The sequence below is a fragment of the Ruegeria sp. BE9 genome, from assembly GCF_056538765.1.
Window position 1 is genome coordinate 48,813 of sequence record NZ_JBQFTS010000012.1, and the last position, 13,079, is coordinate 61,891.

Here is a 13,079-nt window from a genome sequence, read left to right on the forward strand (position 1 = left end):
TTAAAAAAGGCGCGGTCTGGATGTTCTGTCCAGACCGCGCCGATTTCTTCCCCCGATTGTAGTGAGTGGTGGGGGATTATTGTGCGCCAGCTGCGACGCTGCGTGGCTCCATGGGCATTTCCCGTGGGGGGCGGCCAATTACGTCGCGCAAGTCTTCAAGCTCGATGAAGTTGTCGGCCTGGCGGCGCAGTTCGTCCGAGATCATCGGCGGCTGGCTGCGAATCGTCGAAACGACCGACACACGCACGCCCTGACGTTGCAGGCTGGCAATCAGCGGGCGGAAATCCCCATCGCCCGAGAAAAGCACGATATGATCGACACGTGGTGCCAGTTCCATGGCATCGACGGTCAGTTCGATGTCCATGTTCCCCTTGACCTTCCGACGCCCCATACTGTCGGTGTATTCCTTTGCCGGTTTCGTCACCATGGTGAAGCCGTTGTAGTGCAGCCAGTCAACCAGAGGACGGATCGGCGAATACTCGTCGTTTTCAAGTAGCGCTGTGTAGTAGAAAGCACGAAGCATTTTGCCGCGGCGCATGAACTCTTGGCGCAGCAATTTGTAGTCTATGTCAAACCCCAGTGCTTTTGCGGCTGCATAAAGATTCGAGCCGTCGATGAACAGCGCTAGCCGTTCGTCTTTATAAAACATAAATAGATCCTTCCGGTACAAACCAATACGCCGGGTGTTACGTGAGTGAGTTAAAAAATAGGCGGCGCATTGATAGTTCTATAATTAGGGCTTTTAAGATGTATCGCAAGCATGCAATTCACCGAATATAGGGAGTGAAATGAGCAATTTTCCGTTGGAAGCGGTGATAGCACTTGGTGCAAATCTCAGTTTGAGAGGTTGTGAGCCCAAGGTGACACTTCAGAACGCGCTTGACGCGATTTCGCGTCATGGGGTGGTGATTCGCGCGGTCAGCCGCTTTTTTGAGACCCCGTGTTTTCCCGCTGGTGCCGGGCCTGATTACGTTAATGCGGCTGCTGTGATCGAAACGGAAAAGTCTCCGGTGGACTTGTTGCAGATCCTTCACGCCGTCGAGCACGAGTATGGCCGCGAGCGGATCCAGCGTTGGGGGATGCGAACACTGGATTTGGATCTAGTGTGCTACGGAGATCACGTGCTGCCGAACAGTGCCGAATTTGACAGGTGGCTGAAACTGCCACCAGAAACTCAAAAGAAGGAGGCTCCAGAGCAGCTCATCCTGCCGCATCCTCGTCTACAGGATCGCGCGTTTGTGTTGGTGCCGATGGCAGACGTAGCGCCGGATTGGCGCCATCCTGTGTTGGGTCGAACGGTTGCTGAAATGTTGGCGGACCTGCCTGCGGAAGAGATCGCGGCAGTAACACCCCTGTGAAACATGCATTTGCAGCATTTCTTGCTTGTCAAGGCGAGGATTCGCCCTTAGATAAACCCCTTCCTGACATGGATTCAGTAACGGAGAGCGCCCAATGGCCCGCGTGACGGTAGAAGATTGCGTAGACAAGGTACAAAACCGGTTTGAACTGGTGATGCTTGCCGCCCATCGTGCGCGTGAGATTTCCGCTGGTGCAGCGATCACTGTCGACCGTGACAATGACAAGAACCCCGTCGTTTCTCTGCGCGAAATCGCAGATGAGACCCAGAGTGCGGATGAGTTGCGCGAACGTCTGATCGAGGCCAACCAGACTCAGATTGAGGTGGACGAGCCGGAAGAAGATCAAATGGCTCTGCTTATGGGTGCAGAATCCGACAAGCCTGCGGATGACGATATGTCCGAAGAGAAGCTGCTGCGCGCTCTGATGGAGGCTCAAGGCCAGGGGTAAGCCCCAAAGACGAAGGTGCGGACCGGATGATTTCTGCAGACGACCTGATTGCGCTGGTCCGCAACTACAACCCAAAGACAAATGCTGAACGCATCGCCCGAGCTTATGAGTTCGGAAAAGAGATGCATGAAGGGCAGTTCCGCCATTCCGGCGAGCCCTACTTTACACATCCTGTAGCCGTGGCCGCCATCCTGACCGAACAGCGTCTGGATGATGCGACGATCATCACGGCGTTGCTGCACGACACGATCGAAGACACTAAGGCTAATTACAGCAAGGTGTCCGAGTTGTTTGGTGAAGAGGTCGCCAAGCTCGTTGACGGTGTCACCAAGTTGACCAACCTGCAGCTTTCAAGCCGTGAGACCAAGCAAGCGGAGAACTTCCGCAAGCTGTTCATGGCCATGTCTAAGGACCTGCGGGTCATTCTGGTCAAACTCGCTGACCGTTTGCACAATATGCGGACGATCAAGGCGATGCGCCCCGAGAAGCAAATCGTCAAAGCACGCGAGACGATGGACATTTATGCGCCACTCGCGGGCCGGATGGGTATGCAATGGATGCGCGAGGAACTGGAAGACCTTGCTTTCCGAGTCCTTAATCCCGAAGGTCGCCAGTCGATCATCCGCCGCTTTATCACTCTGCAACGTGAAACCGGGGATGTGATTCATCGTATTACGGGTGACATGCGGTTCGAATTGGAAAAGGCGGGGATCGAGGCCGAGGTTTTTGGCCGTGCCAAGAAACCCTATTCAATTTGGCGCAAGATGCAGGAGAAAGATCAGGGGTTCTCGCGCCTGTCTGATATCTATGGTTTCCGCATCATTACCCAATCCGAGGAAGACTGTTACCGAACCCTTGGCGCGATTCATCAGCGCTGGCGCGCGGTGCCTGGGCGCTTCAAAGACTATATCAGCCAGCCGAAATCGAACGGTTATAGATCTATTCACACTACTGTATCGGGGCGCGACGGAAAGCGGGTCGAAGTGCAAATCCGCACCCGTCAGATGCATGACGTGGCCGAAACTGGCGTGGCAGCCCACTGGTCGTACCGTGATGGCGTGCGTTCGGAAAACCCGTTCGCGGTTGATCCTGCCAAATGGATTGCCAACCTGACCGAACAGTTTGACAGCGAGGATGATCACGAAGATTTCCTCGAGGCCGTGAAGCTTGAGATGTATTCGGACCAGGTGTTTTGCTTCACGCCCAAGGGCGATGTAGTGAAGCTGCCTCGAGGAGCTACGCCGATTGACTTCGCGTATGCCATCCACACCCGCATCGGGCATGCCTGCGTTGGCGCAAAAGTGGACGGAATTCGAGTTCCGCTGTGGACACGGATCAAGAACGGGCAATCGGTGGATATCATTACCGCCGATGGACAGACGCCGCAGGTCACGTGGCTTGAAATCGCGGTGACAGGCAAGGCCCGTACCGCGATCCGTCGCGCTCTGCGTGAGGTCGATCGAGAGCGGTTCATCAAGCTGGGCAAAGAACTCGCCCGCTCGGGTTTTGAAAACGTCGGGCGCAAGGCCACGGATAAAGCGCTGGACACCGCCGCCAAACACCTGCGTCTCAAGGATCGCCATGAATTGTTGGCGCGCCTCGGCAGTGCCGAACTTACCGCGCACGATGTGGTTACGGCGGTTTACCCGGAACTGACCCAAGACGAAGGCGATGCAATCCCGTTGCGTCGTGCGGTGATCGGCCTTGAGCCCGGTCAGAAGTTTGACCGGGCGCCGTGTTGCCAGCCCCTGCCGGGTGAGCGCATCGTTGGTATCACTTACCGCGGTAAAGGCGTTGTGGTGCATGCGATCGACTGTGACCGCCTGTCAGAGTACGAAGGCGAGCCAGACCGTTGGGTTGACTTGCACTGGCATTCCGGGACGCACCCGGCCGTCTATGGCGTGACGCTCGATGTCACAATTGGCAATGATGCCGGTGTGCTGGGGCGTATTTGCACATTGATCGGCGAGAAAAAGGCCAATATCTCGAACCTGGAATTTGTTGACCGCAAACCTGATTTTTACCGGCTTCTGGTCAGCGTCGAACTGCGTGACCTTGAACAGTTGCACTCGCTGATGCTCATGCTGGAAGCAGAAAGCGATGTTGCTGCGGTCGAACGGTATAGAGACAGGTCTACAACCGCTGTCGCGGTTGGCTGAGAAGGGGTGATCAGGAGTGGTATTCAAGCGCCGAGATCGACGCTCGCCTGTCCAGATCGCTTCGGAATTTGTCTATCCGCGTGGCGGATGGACACGGGCATTTCACTACGTCAAACACCGTGTCCGCCGTCTGCCGGATTCGCCTGAGCGTATCGCCCGGGGTGTTGGTGTAGGTGTTTTCACGGCCTTCACGCCATTCTACGGCTTGCATTTCGTTGTAGCGGCCTTGTTGAGCCGCCTGTTGAACGGAAACCTTCTGGCTGCGCTGAGTGGTACGTTTTTCGGCAATCCGTTGACCTATGTTCCCATTGGAGTGGTGTGTCTGCAGACCGGGCACTTCATTCTGGGTGACAATTTCGAGGAAGAGGAAACGCAGGGCCTGATGGATAATTTCGTCAATGCTCTGAGCGATCTCAAAAACAACTTTCTGGCCATGTTTACCGACCGTGTCGCTGACTGGGGCGGGTTAAGCGTGTTCTATGATGAGGTGTTCTTTCCCTATCTGGTCGGTGGTGTTCTGCCGGGTCTGCTGGCCGGAGCGATCTGCTATTACCTTAGCCTGCCGTTGATCCGAACCTATCAGCAACGTCGTCGCGACCGGATCAAGGCAAAGTTCGACGAAATCAAACGTATGGCCGAAACCGAGGCTGCCGCTCCTGTGGTAAACCCACTAGGGTCGGGCCAAAGTTCGGGAAAGGAATCAAACGATGTCTGACAACCATCTGCGTTTGGGCGTAAACATCGACCATGTCGCGACAATCCGAAACGCGCGGGGTGGTGCGTATCCCGACCCTATGCGTGCGGCGAAACTAGCAGAGGAGGCCGGTGCGGATGGTATCACGGCCCATTTGCGAGAAGACCGCCGCCATATCGTCGATGCTGATATCGAGGCGCTGATGGACGCCCTGACAGTGCCACTGAATTTTGAAATGGCGGCGACCGAAGAGATGCAGAAAATCGCTCTGCGCCATAAACCGCACGCTGTTTGCATCGTACCGGAAAAGCGTGAAGAGCGTACCACAGAAGGCGGGCTTGAGGTTGCACGCGAAGAGAACAAGCTGGCGCACTACATCGCCCCTCTGCGCGAAGTCGGCTGTCGAGTATCGATCTTCATCGCGGCGGATCAGCGCCAGATTGAAGCGGCTCATCGGATCGGCGCCGAAGTGATCGAGCTGCACACTGGTGCCTATTGTGATGCCTATGTTGAAGGCCGCATGGACGCGGCCAACCGTGAGTTGGAAAGCCTGCGTGAGATGTCCGCATTCGCCCATTCACTCGGGCTTGAGGTCCACGCGGGTCACGGCCTGACCTACGACACGGTAAAACCCATCGCGGCTTTCCCCGAGGTGCGCGAACTGAATATCGGTCACTTCCTGATAGGCGAGTCGATCTTCCGCGGTCTTACTCCGGCTATAGCCGAGATGCGGCGCTTGATGGATGAGGCGCGGGCATGATTACCCCGGCGTTCATCGCAATCTGGGTTGCGTGGCTGTTTGCAGGGGGCTCTCCCGGACCGGCGACGATGGGAATTGCCGGAACAGCGATGAATGACGGGCGTCGTGCCGGATTGGCTTTTGCTTTAGGTATTTGTGCAGGCTCGGCTGCCTGGGGCATTGCCGCTGCTTTGGGCCTTTCGGCGATCATGTTGGCTAACGCCTGGGTTTTTGAAATCATTCGATATCTTGGTGTGACGTATCTGGGTTGGCTCGCCTTCAAGGCTCTGCGCCGGGCCATGACAACAGACGATGTGGCTTTGGGGAAACCTGTCACGGGATCATTGGGTGCGATCTTTGCCAAAGGTGCTGCAATTCACCTTACCAACCCTAAGGCAATTTTGAGCTGGGGCTCGATCTATGCAATCGTCGCGCCAAACGATGCCAGTCTCACGATGCTGCTCGGCTATTTTGCGATGCTTTATGCTGGATCTCTGGTGGTATTCATCGGCTATGCGTTCCTGTTTTCGTCTGAACGGATGGTACGCGCGTACAGCCGAGCGCGCAGATGGTTTGATTTCGCATTCGCAGGCTTTTTTGGCTTTGCGAGCTACAAAATTCTGACGGTGCGCCTTTCATGATCCTCGGTATCGGTACAGATCTCGCAAACATTGAGCGCATTCAGGGCACGCTCGACCGGTTTGGTGACCGGTTCCGCAATCGCGTCTTTACTGAGACCGAGCAGAGCAAAGCCGAGCGTCGCGCGGATACCGCAGGCACCTACGCGAAACGCTGGGCCGCAAAAGAAGCATGTTCCAAGGCTTTGGGCACTGGCTTGCGCATGGGTATCTCATGGAAAGATATGGCCGTAACCAATCTGCGCACCGGTCAGCCCGTCATGCACGTCACCGGTTGGGCCGCCGAGCGACTGAAAGAAATGACGCCCGACGGGCATGAGGCAATTATCCATGTCACTCTGACCGATGATCATCCGTGGGCGCAGGCCTTTGTGGTGATCGAAGCGCGTCCACTTCAAAGTCGCACCAGCTAGCCTTGACTTGCCCCCCTCGGCCCCGCATGTAGCAGTCCTACAAACCAAGGACCGGAGAGCAGTATGGCCGAGGACGTCAAAACCGGAAATCCCGTCTGGGAGACGATCAAAACCATCGTCTATGCCCTGCTGATTGCAGGCGTTTTCCGTACCTTGTTCTTTCAGCCGTTCTGGATTCCTTCCGGATCGATGAAGCAGACCTTGCTGATTGGTGACTTTCTCTTCGTTAACAAGATGGCCTACGGCTATTCCTACGCGTCATGTCCCAGTCTGATCATTCCCAGCGTCGGCCTAAACATTGATGCCAAGGACGTTTGCGGTTGGATGCAGGGTGACGACAATGACCGTATCTGGGGCGGAGATCCCGAGCGCGGCGATGTCATCGTTTTCCGCCATCCGGTTACCGGTCGTGACTACATCAAACGTCTGATTGGTTTGCCGGGCGACCGTATTCAGGTGCGCGAAGGTCAGATCATCCTGAACGGAACTCCAGTTCCTCAGCAACCTGATGGTGTTTTCACCGAAGTGGCTGCTCCGCAAGGCCCTCAAGGTTTGCGACCGCGTTGTGAGAACGGCCCTGTGGGCTTTGGTGGTGCGTGCGAAAAGTCTCGGCTGATCGAAACTTTGCCCAACGGGGTTTCCTACGACGTGCTGAACATCGGGAACCAGGGGTCTGACAATACAGGCATCTACACCGTGCCCGAAGGCCATTATTTCTTTATGGGCGACAACCGCGATAACTCGAGCGATAGCCGTTTGCCGCAATCTGCTGGCGGGGTTGGTTATGTGCCATATGAGAACCTGATCGGTCGTGCGGACCGGATCATGTTCTCGTCTGCTGGGCGGTCGATGCTGTTCTTTTGGACGTGGCGTGGTGATCGATTCTTTAAGGCGGTCAATTGAAGCTTTCGGCTGACATAAAAGCGTTCCAGCAGCGCCTGGGGTATGAGTTTGCCAACCCGGAACTGCTGGTGCGGGCGCTGACCCACGGCTCTGTTTCGTCCTCAACGCGCCCTGACAACCAGCGGTTGGAGTTTTTGGGTGACCGTGTTCTGGGCCTCGTTATGGCGACAGCTTTGCTTGAGGCCGATAAAAAGGCCTCAGAGGGTCAACTTGCGCCCCGTTTCAACGCGCTAGTCCGCAAAGAGGCTTGTGCTGATGTTGCCCGACAGATCGACCTTGGTGCGGTGCTGAAGCTGGGTCGGTCTGAGATGTTGTCTGGTGGTCGTCGAAAGCAGGCTCTGCTGGGTGATGCGATGGAGGCCGTTATCGCCGCTATCTACCGAGATGCTGGGTTTGAAGCTGCGCGCGACGTGATATTGGCGCTTTGGGGAGATCGCGTGCACTCGGTCGAAGCTGATGCGCGAGATGCGAAGACGTCTTTGCAGGAATGGGCTCAGGCACGGGGCCAAAAGCCGCCAAGCTATGTTGAAGTCAAACGTAGTGGCCCTGATCACGCACCTGTCTTCACCATCGCAGCACGTCTGCAGGATGGAGCAGAGGCGCAGGCAACGGCGGGTTCGAAGCGTCAGGCCGAACAAGCCGCAGCCAAGGCGCTGCTTGATAGTTTGGACAAGTGATCGAAAGCGCTGCGCTGTTCAAACACAGTGCGACGGTTCGCTTGTAAACCCTTCTGCCTGAAGCTCGATTTCAAACCACCCGGATAAACCCTGTCAGCCCGGTCTTTTGATGCTCAATGACATGACAGTGAAAGGCCCAGTCACCCGGATTGTCTGCGACCAGAGCAATCTCGACGACTTCGTCTTTCAACAGCAGAATTGTATCCGTGACCAAGGGTGGCAGGGTGCGCAGGTTCGAGCTCAACGGCACAAAAGCAAGCCCATGCAGGTGGATAGGATGCAGGTTGGGCGACTCGTTGCGCAACCGCAAAACATAGCTCTTACCCATCTCAAGTGTTGCCAAAGGCCCAACGCCTTGCGCTGCATCACCGGGCCAAGGCTGACGATTGATAGACCAGAAGTTGTAGCCCAACGAGCCGCAGAATCCGTTGTTTGGTTCTCCTCCTTCGGGCGTCCAGCCAAAGACGAATTCGTGCAGCTCGGCGTTTGCCAAATCAGGTTTTGCAATTGGGTTCTTTGGCAAGGGTTGCAGGTCCTGCAGGTTTCGCCTTTCAGGGCGCCCTATTGCCTGCAACTGCGTCATTGCACGAGGCGGACGACCGGGGAACTTTGCCATGAGATCGACAGTTTGACCCTCGTTGGGAGGCATCACCACCGCAAAGTCAACGCGTTGGCCGGGGCCGACGAGTAAAGGGTTTTCGGCGTTTGGCATAACAAGCTCAACATCAACAGGGTGGCCGTCCCAAGCGATGATCCGCGCCGCGCCCCCCTCAAGATGCAGCTTGTGGATGCGTGTTGTATCAGTGTTCGCAACGCGCAATCGCACCAAACTTCCGGACTTATGGTCGTAGACCGGGGCATCCTGCCAGTTGGCGGTTTGAGTATTTCCAAACGTTCCCGCCCGGGCTGCACCACGCGCTGTATAGGCTGGCAAGAACTGGTCTTGCTCGTCCAATCGGAAATCGCGCAAGTTCACCACTTGCTGACTATCGAAACCGGGGTCTTCGGCCTCGGCGATCACCATAACGCCGGTCAGGCCATGCGCCATTTGATCCATCGTCATGCAGTGGGGGTGATACCAATAGGTGCCAGCATCGGGCGGTGTGAATTCGTAGTCAAAAACCTCATCTGGGCCGATTGGCATTTGCGTAAGGTACGGAACTCCATCCATTCCATTTGAAATGCGTAATCCATGCCAGTGCATCGCAGTATACTCATTCAAGGTATTGCGAACCGGCAGTCGCATCGCTTTACCTTGTTGGCCATAGAGAACTGGGGGTGGCGCATCTTGTGAAAGGCTGACCATTCCCTGTGTGACCTGATCGCGAAGCTTAAAGGCGGCCGGCTGGATCACCAGCTCTTTGGTGCTTGCGGCCACTCCAAATCGACCAAGGCCCAAAGCGCCAGCAGCGGCACCGCTGCCCAACAGAAACTCACGACGCTTCATCACTACCTCTTAGGTTTGAAGGTCGCCTGGCTGGGTTCGGCGTGGCGCTACTTGCTCCTGCCACTGGAACCGCATGGCCGCAATGCGACAAATCCCTCTGGTCCAAAGGGTCTTTCTGCTATAGGGGTGCGCACTTGCAACCAGGATCGCATTGAACATGACCACACGCGCCGGATTTATCGCCCTGATCGGAGAGCCCAACGCAGGCAAATCCACCCTTTTGAACCGCATGGTTGGGGCCAAAGTCTCGATCGTCACGCATAAGGTTCAAACCACACGCGCCCGCATTCGCGGCGTCGCGATGGAAGGGGACGCTCAGCTGGTTTTTGTGGACACGCCTGGCTTGTTCAAACCGCGCCGGCGTCTGGACCGTGCGATGGTAGCCGCCGCTTGGGGCGGGGCCGCTGATGCGGATGTTGTTGTTCTGATGGTCGAGGCCCATCGCGGTATCACTGAGGGGGTCGAACGCATCCTCGAAGGTCTGGAAGAAATCGGGCAGGGGCGCACCATCGCGCTGGCGATCAATAAGATCGATAAGGTTCCGTCCGAGGCCTTGCTGGCGCTGACCAGTGACCTGAATGCGCGCTATCCGTTTGCAGAAACCTTCATGATTTCGGCTGAACGAGGGTATGGCGTTGACGACCTGCGTAAATGGTTGGCTGGCAAGCTACCCGAGGGCCCGTGGCTCTATCCCGAAGATCAGATTGCTGATCTACCCCTGCGCATGATCGCCGCCGAAATGACACGCGAAAAGCTGACTCTACGTCTGCATCAGGAACTGCCCTATCAGTTGACTGTCGAAACCGAAAACTGGGAAGAGCGTAAGGACGGCTCTGCCCGGATTGATCAAATCATTTATGTTATGCGCGATGGCCACAAAGGCATCGTGCTGGGCAAAAAGGGTGAGACGATCAAAGCCGTCAGCCAAGCGGCACGAGCAGAGTTGGAAGAGTTCCTTGATCGCAAGATTCACTTGTTTCTTCAGGTCAAGGTACGGCCCAATTGGCTGGAGGAATCCGAGCGCTATTCAGAAATGGGTCTGGATTTCAAAGACGGCAACGCATGACCCGTCTTACAGCCGAGTTCTGGGTTCACGCCTATCTCGCACGTCTGCGCTTTCAAGAGATCCCGGCCTTTGTTGTCGCGCATGGCGACGATACGGCGGGCGCGGTGCTTGTCAAACTCAACACTCTTGATGGTCAGGCGATCGCGTTCCAGCGTAGTTTTGATCTCATGAGCGGTGAGCGGAAATGGGTAGAGTTGTCCTCAGGCCCGGAGGTGGACGTGGACTCGGCTATCCAACGCCAGCGCAGCTTTGATCCTGACCTTTGGGTGATTGAAGTTGAAGACCGGCAGGGCCGACATTTGCTTGGTGAAGAAGGTCTGGACTAACCGCAATCGGTCTGGCGGACACAGTTTAACATTCTATTTTTATTGTGCGTTCTACCCGGAACGTTGAAGTGCTATTTCAGATTGTGCCCGTCCCTGGAAGGCTGGAAAAAATGAAAATCGTCTCGTTCGCTTGTAGCCTTGCCTATTTAATCTGGACGTTCACAGCGTTATCTGCGTTGGCACAACCCAAGCAGGGCTGGGTTTATCAACTGGATGGACTTGCCGCCTTTCAAACCGATGCCGGCTTGAGCGATGGCGGCGAGTTTTCGGCAAGCCGGGCCTTTTTGAGAGCTACCGCTCTTTACAACATGGAAGGTGGGAACTCAGCTGGGCTTTCAGCCAGTTTCGGTCGTTTCGATTACAGTTTCAGCGAAGCCGATAACCAGCCGTGGGAAGATATCCGTGATATCCGCGTGTCCGCACCGGTGAGGTTTCGCGTTGGGGAAACGGCTACCGCATTTGTATCGCCACAAGTCAGGTGGGACTATCAAAGCGGCGCCTCAGCTTCGGATGGTCGCACTTATGGTGTATTCGCAGGTATTGCTTGGAAGCTGAATGAACGCCTCACCATTGGTCCTGCATTTGGTGCGTTTTCGCAGCTCGAAGATGATGATATCGATTTCTTCCCGGCAGTATTGGTGGATTGGGATATCAATGACCGCTGGAACCTGAATACCGGTTCTGGGATTGGTGCGACCCAAGGGCCAGGGTTGACGCTCAGCTATGCACTGAACGAAGACATGAACCTATCCCTTTCTGCGCGGTCCGAAAGAATTCGGTTCAGATTGGATGATGATGGTCTGGCTCCTGGCGGGGTCGGGGAGGACAAGAGTATTCCTGTTGTTCTGGCATTTGGCTACTCCCCTAACCCGGGTATTTCGTTGAATGTGTTTGCCGGTGCCGAGCTTGATGGACGCTTAACGCTAGATGATGCGAACGGGGCTGAAATCAGTCGCCAAGACTATGATACTGCACCCTTGGTTGGCTTTGCGTTCAGGGCCAGGTTCTAATTACCTTTCAGAGCCAGCTTGCGCCTATTGCTTAGCCGGACGTCATACGCTTTTTTGCTGTGAAGACGTAACCTTACAAAAGGAACGCACGTGGATTGGCGTGATCATGGCATACTTTTAACCTCTCGCCGTCATGGTGAGACGGCGGCGATCATTGAGGTCTTTACCGAGGGCCATGGTCGTCATGCAGGTGTCGTGCGTGGGGGCACAAGCCGAAAGATCGCGCCGATCCTGCAGCCAGGCGCGCAGTTGGACGTACTCTGGCGAGCGCGGCTAGAGGAGCATATCGGAACGTTTCAGGTGGAACCGTTGCGGTCTCGCGCCGCTGCGGCGTTTTCGGGTCGGATGGCATTGGCGGGACTTAATGCAGTGGTGTCTTTGTTATCATTTTGCCTGCCGGAGCGAGAGCCGCACCCTGCGATTTACAAACAGACAGAACAATTGATGGACCTGCTCGGGCAAGACGAAATCTGGCCCTTGGCCTATCTGCGCTGGGAGTTGGCTTTGGTGGAAGAGCTTGGATTTGGTCTGGATCTTTCCGCTTGCGCAGTGACAGGGGCGACTGAGGGGCTGGTTTATGTCTCACCCAAAACCGGCAGGGCCGTGAGTGCCGAAGGGGCAGGGGAGTGGGCGGATAAGCTATTGCCGCTGCCTCCCTGTTTGCGCGGAGAAGGGGCGGCGCCGGACACCGAAATTATCCAGGGATTGCGGACAACAGGGTATTTTCTAGAGAGCAGGGTAGCGACGTCACTCGGACACCAGCCTTTGCCCGAAGCGCGAGCGCGTTTTATTGATCAGTTTGCTCGACGGCTCTGAACACCATTTCGTGCCCGTCTTCATTGCGAAGGATAAGTACTTCGCCTGATACCTCGGACTGGGTCATTGCGATAAGAGCAGCGAAGTAAAAGCCCTCGGCCTCAAGTCCGGCACAGGCAGCCCGCGTGGCGGTGAGATCAGCGATTTCGAACCAAGGGTAGGGTGCCGCCAGAGCGCCGCTATAGCTGTTGCAGGGGGCGTTGCCTTCAATTTGGCCGTCTTCGGTAAATCGCAGTAGCGCACTGGCCTCAAATGGCTGTCCGTCGATCTCTTGCAGAGCCCAAGTCTGATCCGCGGCACCATATGCGGCAACTGTCTCATCTTTGTTGCACTGAAAAAGGGTGATCAAAGGCAGTGTCAGCAGCAGGCGTATCATGGGGCGGTC

General features: G+C 56.0%; 16 protein-coding genes. 13 read left to right on the forward strand and 3 right to left on the reverse strand.

Annotated features, from left to right (window positions below; translation table 11 throughout):
• Positions 1-76: 76 nt before the first annotated feature.
• Positions 77-649, reverse strand: coding sequence for a LabA-like NYN domain-containing protein (locus ACR0EO_RS21585; RefSeq protein WP_480692975.1), 573 nt, complete (start codon positions 647-649; stop codon positions 77-79).
• Between the two features lie 139 nt (positions 650-788).
• On the opposite strand from ACR0EO_RS21585, the gene folK reads away from it, so the two are divergent.
• From folK to rnc, 9 genes are all read left to right on the forward strand, one after another.
• A complete protein-coding gene (gene folK, locus ACR0EO_RS21590) occupies positions 789-1,358 on the forward strand; it encodes a 2-amino-4-hydroxy-6-hydroxymethyldihydropteridine diphosphokinase (RefSeq protein WP_480692976.1) in 570 nt (189 codons plus the stop codon).
• Between the two features lie 94 nt (positions 1,359-1,452).
• Positions 1,453-1,806 (forward strand): DNA-directed RNA polymerase subunit omega, encoded by a 354-nt coding sequence (rpoZ, locus tag ACR0EO_RS21595; RefSeq protein WP_170356736.1) that lies wholly within the window; start codon positions 1,453-1,455, stop codon positions 1,804-1,806.
• Positions 1,807-1,832: 26 nt separating this feature from the next.
• Positions 1,833-3,965: a RelA/SpoT family protein gene (locus tag ACR0EO_RS21600; RefSeq protein ID WP_480692977.1), complete on the forward strand. Its 2,133-nt coding sequence runs from the start codon at positions 1,833-1,835 to the stop codon at positions 3,963-3,965.
• A gap of 16 nt (positions 3,966-3,981) precedes the next feature.
• Entirely contained in the window at positions 3,982-4,680 is a 699-nt protein-coding gene (locus ACR0EO_RS21605; RefSeq protein ID WP_480692978.1) for a DUF2062 domain-containing protein, read from the forward strand.
• Positions 4,673-5,419, forward strand: coding sequence for a pyridoxine 5'-phosphate synthase (locus ACR0EO_RS21610; RefSeq protein ID WP_480692979.1), 747 nt, complete (start codon positions 4,673-4,675; stop codon positions 5,417-5,419). The genes ACR0EO_RS21605 and ACR0EO_RS21610 overlap by 8 nt, the downstream gene beginning before the upstream one ends.
• On the forward strand, positions 5,416-6,039 hold the full coding sequence (locus ACR0EO_RS21615; RefSeq protein WP_480692980.1) for a LysE family translocator: 624 nt from the start codon (positions 5,416-5,418) through the stop codon (positions 6,037-6,039). The genes ACR0EO_RS21610 and ACR0EO_RS21615 overlap by 4 nt, the downstream gene beginning before the upstream one ends.
• The gene (gene acpS / locus ACR0EO_RS21620) at positions 6,036-6,449 is read left to right on the forward strand and encodes a holo-ACP synthase (protein ID WP_480692981.1); all 414 of its coding nucleotides are present in this window, start codon (positions 6,036-6,038) and stop codon (positions 6,447-6,449) included. Before ACR0EO_RS21615 ends, acpS begins: the two co-directional genes overlap by 4 nt.
• A gap of 63 nt (positions 6,450-6,512) precedes the next feature.
• On the forward strand, positions 6,513-7,352 hold the full coding sequence (lepB, locus tag ACR0EO_RS21625) for a signal peptidase I (RefSeq protein ID WP_480692982.1): 840 nt from the start codon (positions 6,513-6,515) through the stop codon (positions 7,350-7,352).
• Positions 7,349-8,029, forward strand: a complete 681-nt coding sequence (rnc, locus tag ACR0EO_RS21630; protein WP_480692983.1) for a ribonuclease III — start codon at positions 7,349-7,351, stop codon at positions 8,027-8,029. Before lepB ends, rnc begins: the two co-directional genes overlap by 4 nt.
• Positions 8,030-8,099: 70 nt before the next feature.
• Here rnc and ACR0EO_RS21635 read toward each other — a convergent pair whose 3' ends face one another.
• Positions 8,100-9,476 (reverse strand): multicopper oxidase family protein, encoded by a 1,377-nt coding sequence (locus tag ACR0EO_RS21635; RefSeq protein WP_480692984.1) that lies wholly within the window; start codon positions 9,474-9,476, stop codon positions 8,100-8,102.
• A gap of 157 nt (positions 9,477-9,633) precedes the next feature.
• On the opposite strand from ACR0EO_RS21635, the gene era reads away from it, so the two are divergent.
• From era to recO, 4 genes are all read left to right on the forward strand, one after another.
• Entirely contained in the window at positions 9,634-10,542 is a 909-nt protein-coding gene (gene era / locus ACR0EO_RS21640; protein ID WP_480692985.1) for a GTPase Era, read from the forward strand.
• Complete coding sequence (locus ACR0EO_RS21645; RefSeq protein ID WP_480692986.1) at positions 10,539-10,868, forward strand: DUF1491 family protein; 330 nt, start codon at positions 10,539-10,541, stop codon at positions 10,866-10,868. Before era ends, ACR0EO_RS21645 begins: the two co-directional genes overlap by 4 nt.
• Before the next feature lie 110 nt (positions 10,869-10,978).
• Positions 10,979-11,878 carry a hypothetical protein gene (locus ACR0EO_RS21650; protein ID WP_480692987.1) on the forward strand — a complete coding sequence of 300 codons (900 nt, stop codon included), beginning with the start codon at positions 10,979-10,981 and terminating at the stop codon, positions 11,876-11,878.
• Positions 11,879-11,968: 90 nt separating this feature from the next.
• Positions 11,969-12,694, forward strand: coding sequence for a DNA repair protein RecO (gene recO, locus ACR0EO_RS21655; protein WP_480692988.1), 726 nt, complete (start codon positions 11,969-11,971; stop codon positions 12,692-12,694).
• Here the strand turns inward: recO and ACR0EO_RS21660 are convergent.
• Positions 12,666-13,070, reverse strand: a complete 405-nt coding sequence (locus tag ACR0EO_RS21660) for an META domain-containing protein (protein WP_480692989.1) — start codon at positions 13,068-13,070, stop codon at positions 12,666-12,668. The genes recO and ACR0EO_RS21660 overlap by 29 nt on opposite strands.
• Positions 13,071-13,079 lie beyond the last annotated feature (9 nt).

What these genes read in the sequence shown, in the direction of transcription:
- ACR0EO_RS21585 (WP_480692975.1), bottom strand. Translation starts at nt 649, where the DNA reads ATGTTTTATAAAGACGAACGGCTAGCGCTGTTCATCGACGGCTCGAAT.
- folK (WP_480692976.1), top strand. Translation starts at nt 789, where the DNA reads ATGAGCAATTTTCCGTTGGAAGCGGTGATAGCACTTGGTGCAAATCTC.
- rpoZ (WP_170356736.1), top strand. Translation starts at nt 1,453, where the DNA reads ATGGCCCGCGTGACGGTAGAAGATTGCGTAGACAAGGTACAAAACCGG.
- ACR0EO_RS21600 (WP_480692977.1), top strand. Translation starts at nt 1,833, where the DNA reads ATGATTTCTGCAGACGACCTGATTGCGCTGGTCCGCAACTACAACCCA.
- ACR0EO_RS21610 (WP_480692979.1), top strand. Translation starts at nt 4,673, where the DNA reads ATGTCTGACAACCATCTGCGTTTGGGCGTAAACATCGACCATGTCGCG.
- ACR0EO_RS21615 (WP_480692980.1), top strand. Translation starts at nt 5,416, where the DNA reads ATGATTACCCCGGCGTTCATCGCAATCTGGGTTGCGTGGCTGTTTGCA.
- acpS (WP_480692981.1), top strand. Translation starts at nt 6,036, where the DNA reads ATGATCCTCGGTATCGGTACAGATCTCGCAAACATTGAGCGCATTCAG.
- lepB (WP_480692982.1), top strand. Translation starts at nt 6,513, where the DNA reads ATGGCCGAGGACGTCAAAACCGGAAATCCCGTCTGGGAGACGATCAAA.
- ACR0EO_RS21635 (WP_480692984.1), bottom strand. Translation starts at nt 9,476, where the DNA reads ATGAAGCGTCGTGAGTTTCTGTTGGGCAGCGGTGCCGCTGCTGGCGCT.
- era (WP_480692985.1), top strand. Translation starts at nt 9,634, where the DNA reads ATGACCACACGCGCCGGATTTATCGCCCTGATCGGAGAGCCCAACGCA.
- ACR0EO_RS21645 (WP_480692986.1), top strand. Translation starts at nt 10,539, where the DNA reads ATGACCCGTCTTACAGCCGAGTTCTGGGTTCACGCCTATCTCGCACGT.
- ACR0EO_RS21650 (WP_480692987.1), top strand. Translation starts at nt 10,979, where the DNA reads ATGAAAATCGTCTCGTTCGCTTGTAGCCTTGCCTATTTAATCTGGACG.
- ACR0EO_RS21660 (WP_480692989.1), bottom strand. Translation starts at nt 13,070, where the DNA reads ATGATACGCCTGCTGCTGACACTGCCTTTGATCACCCTTTTTCAGTGC.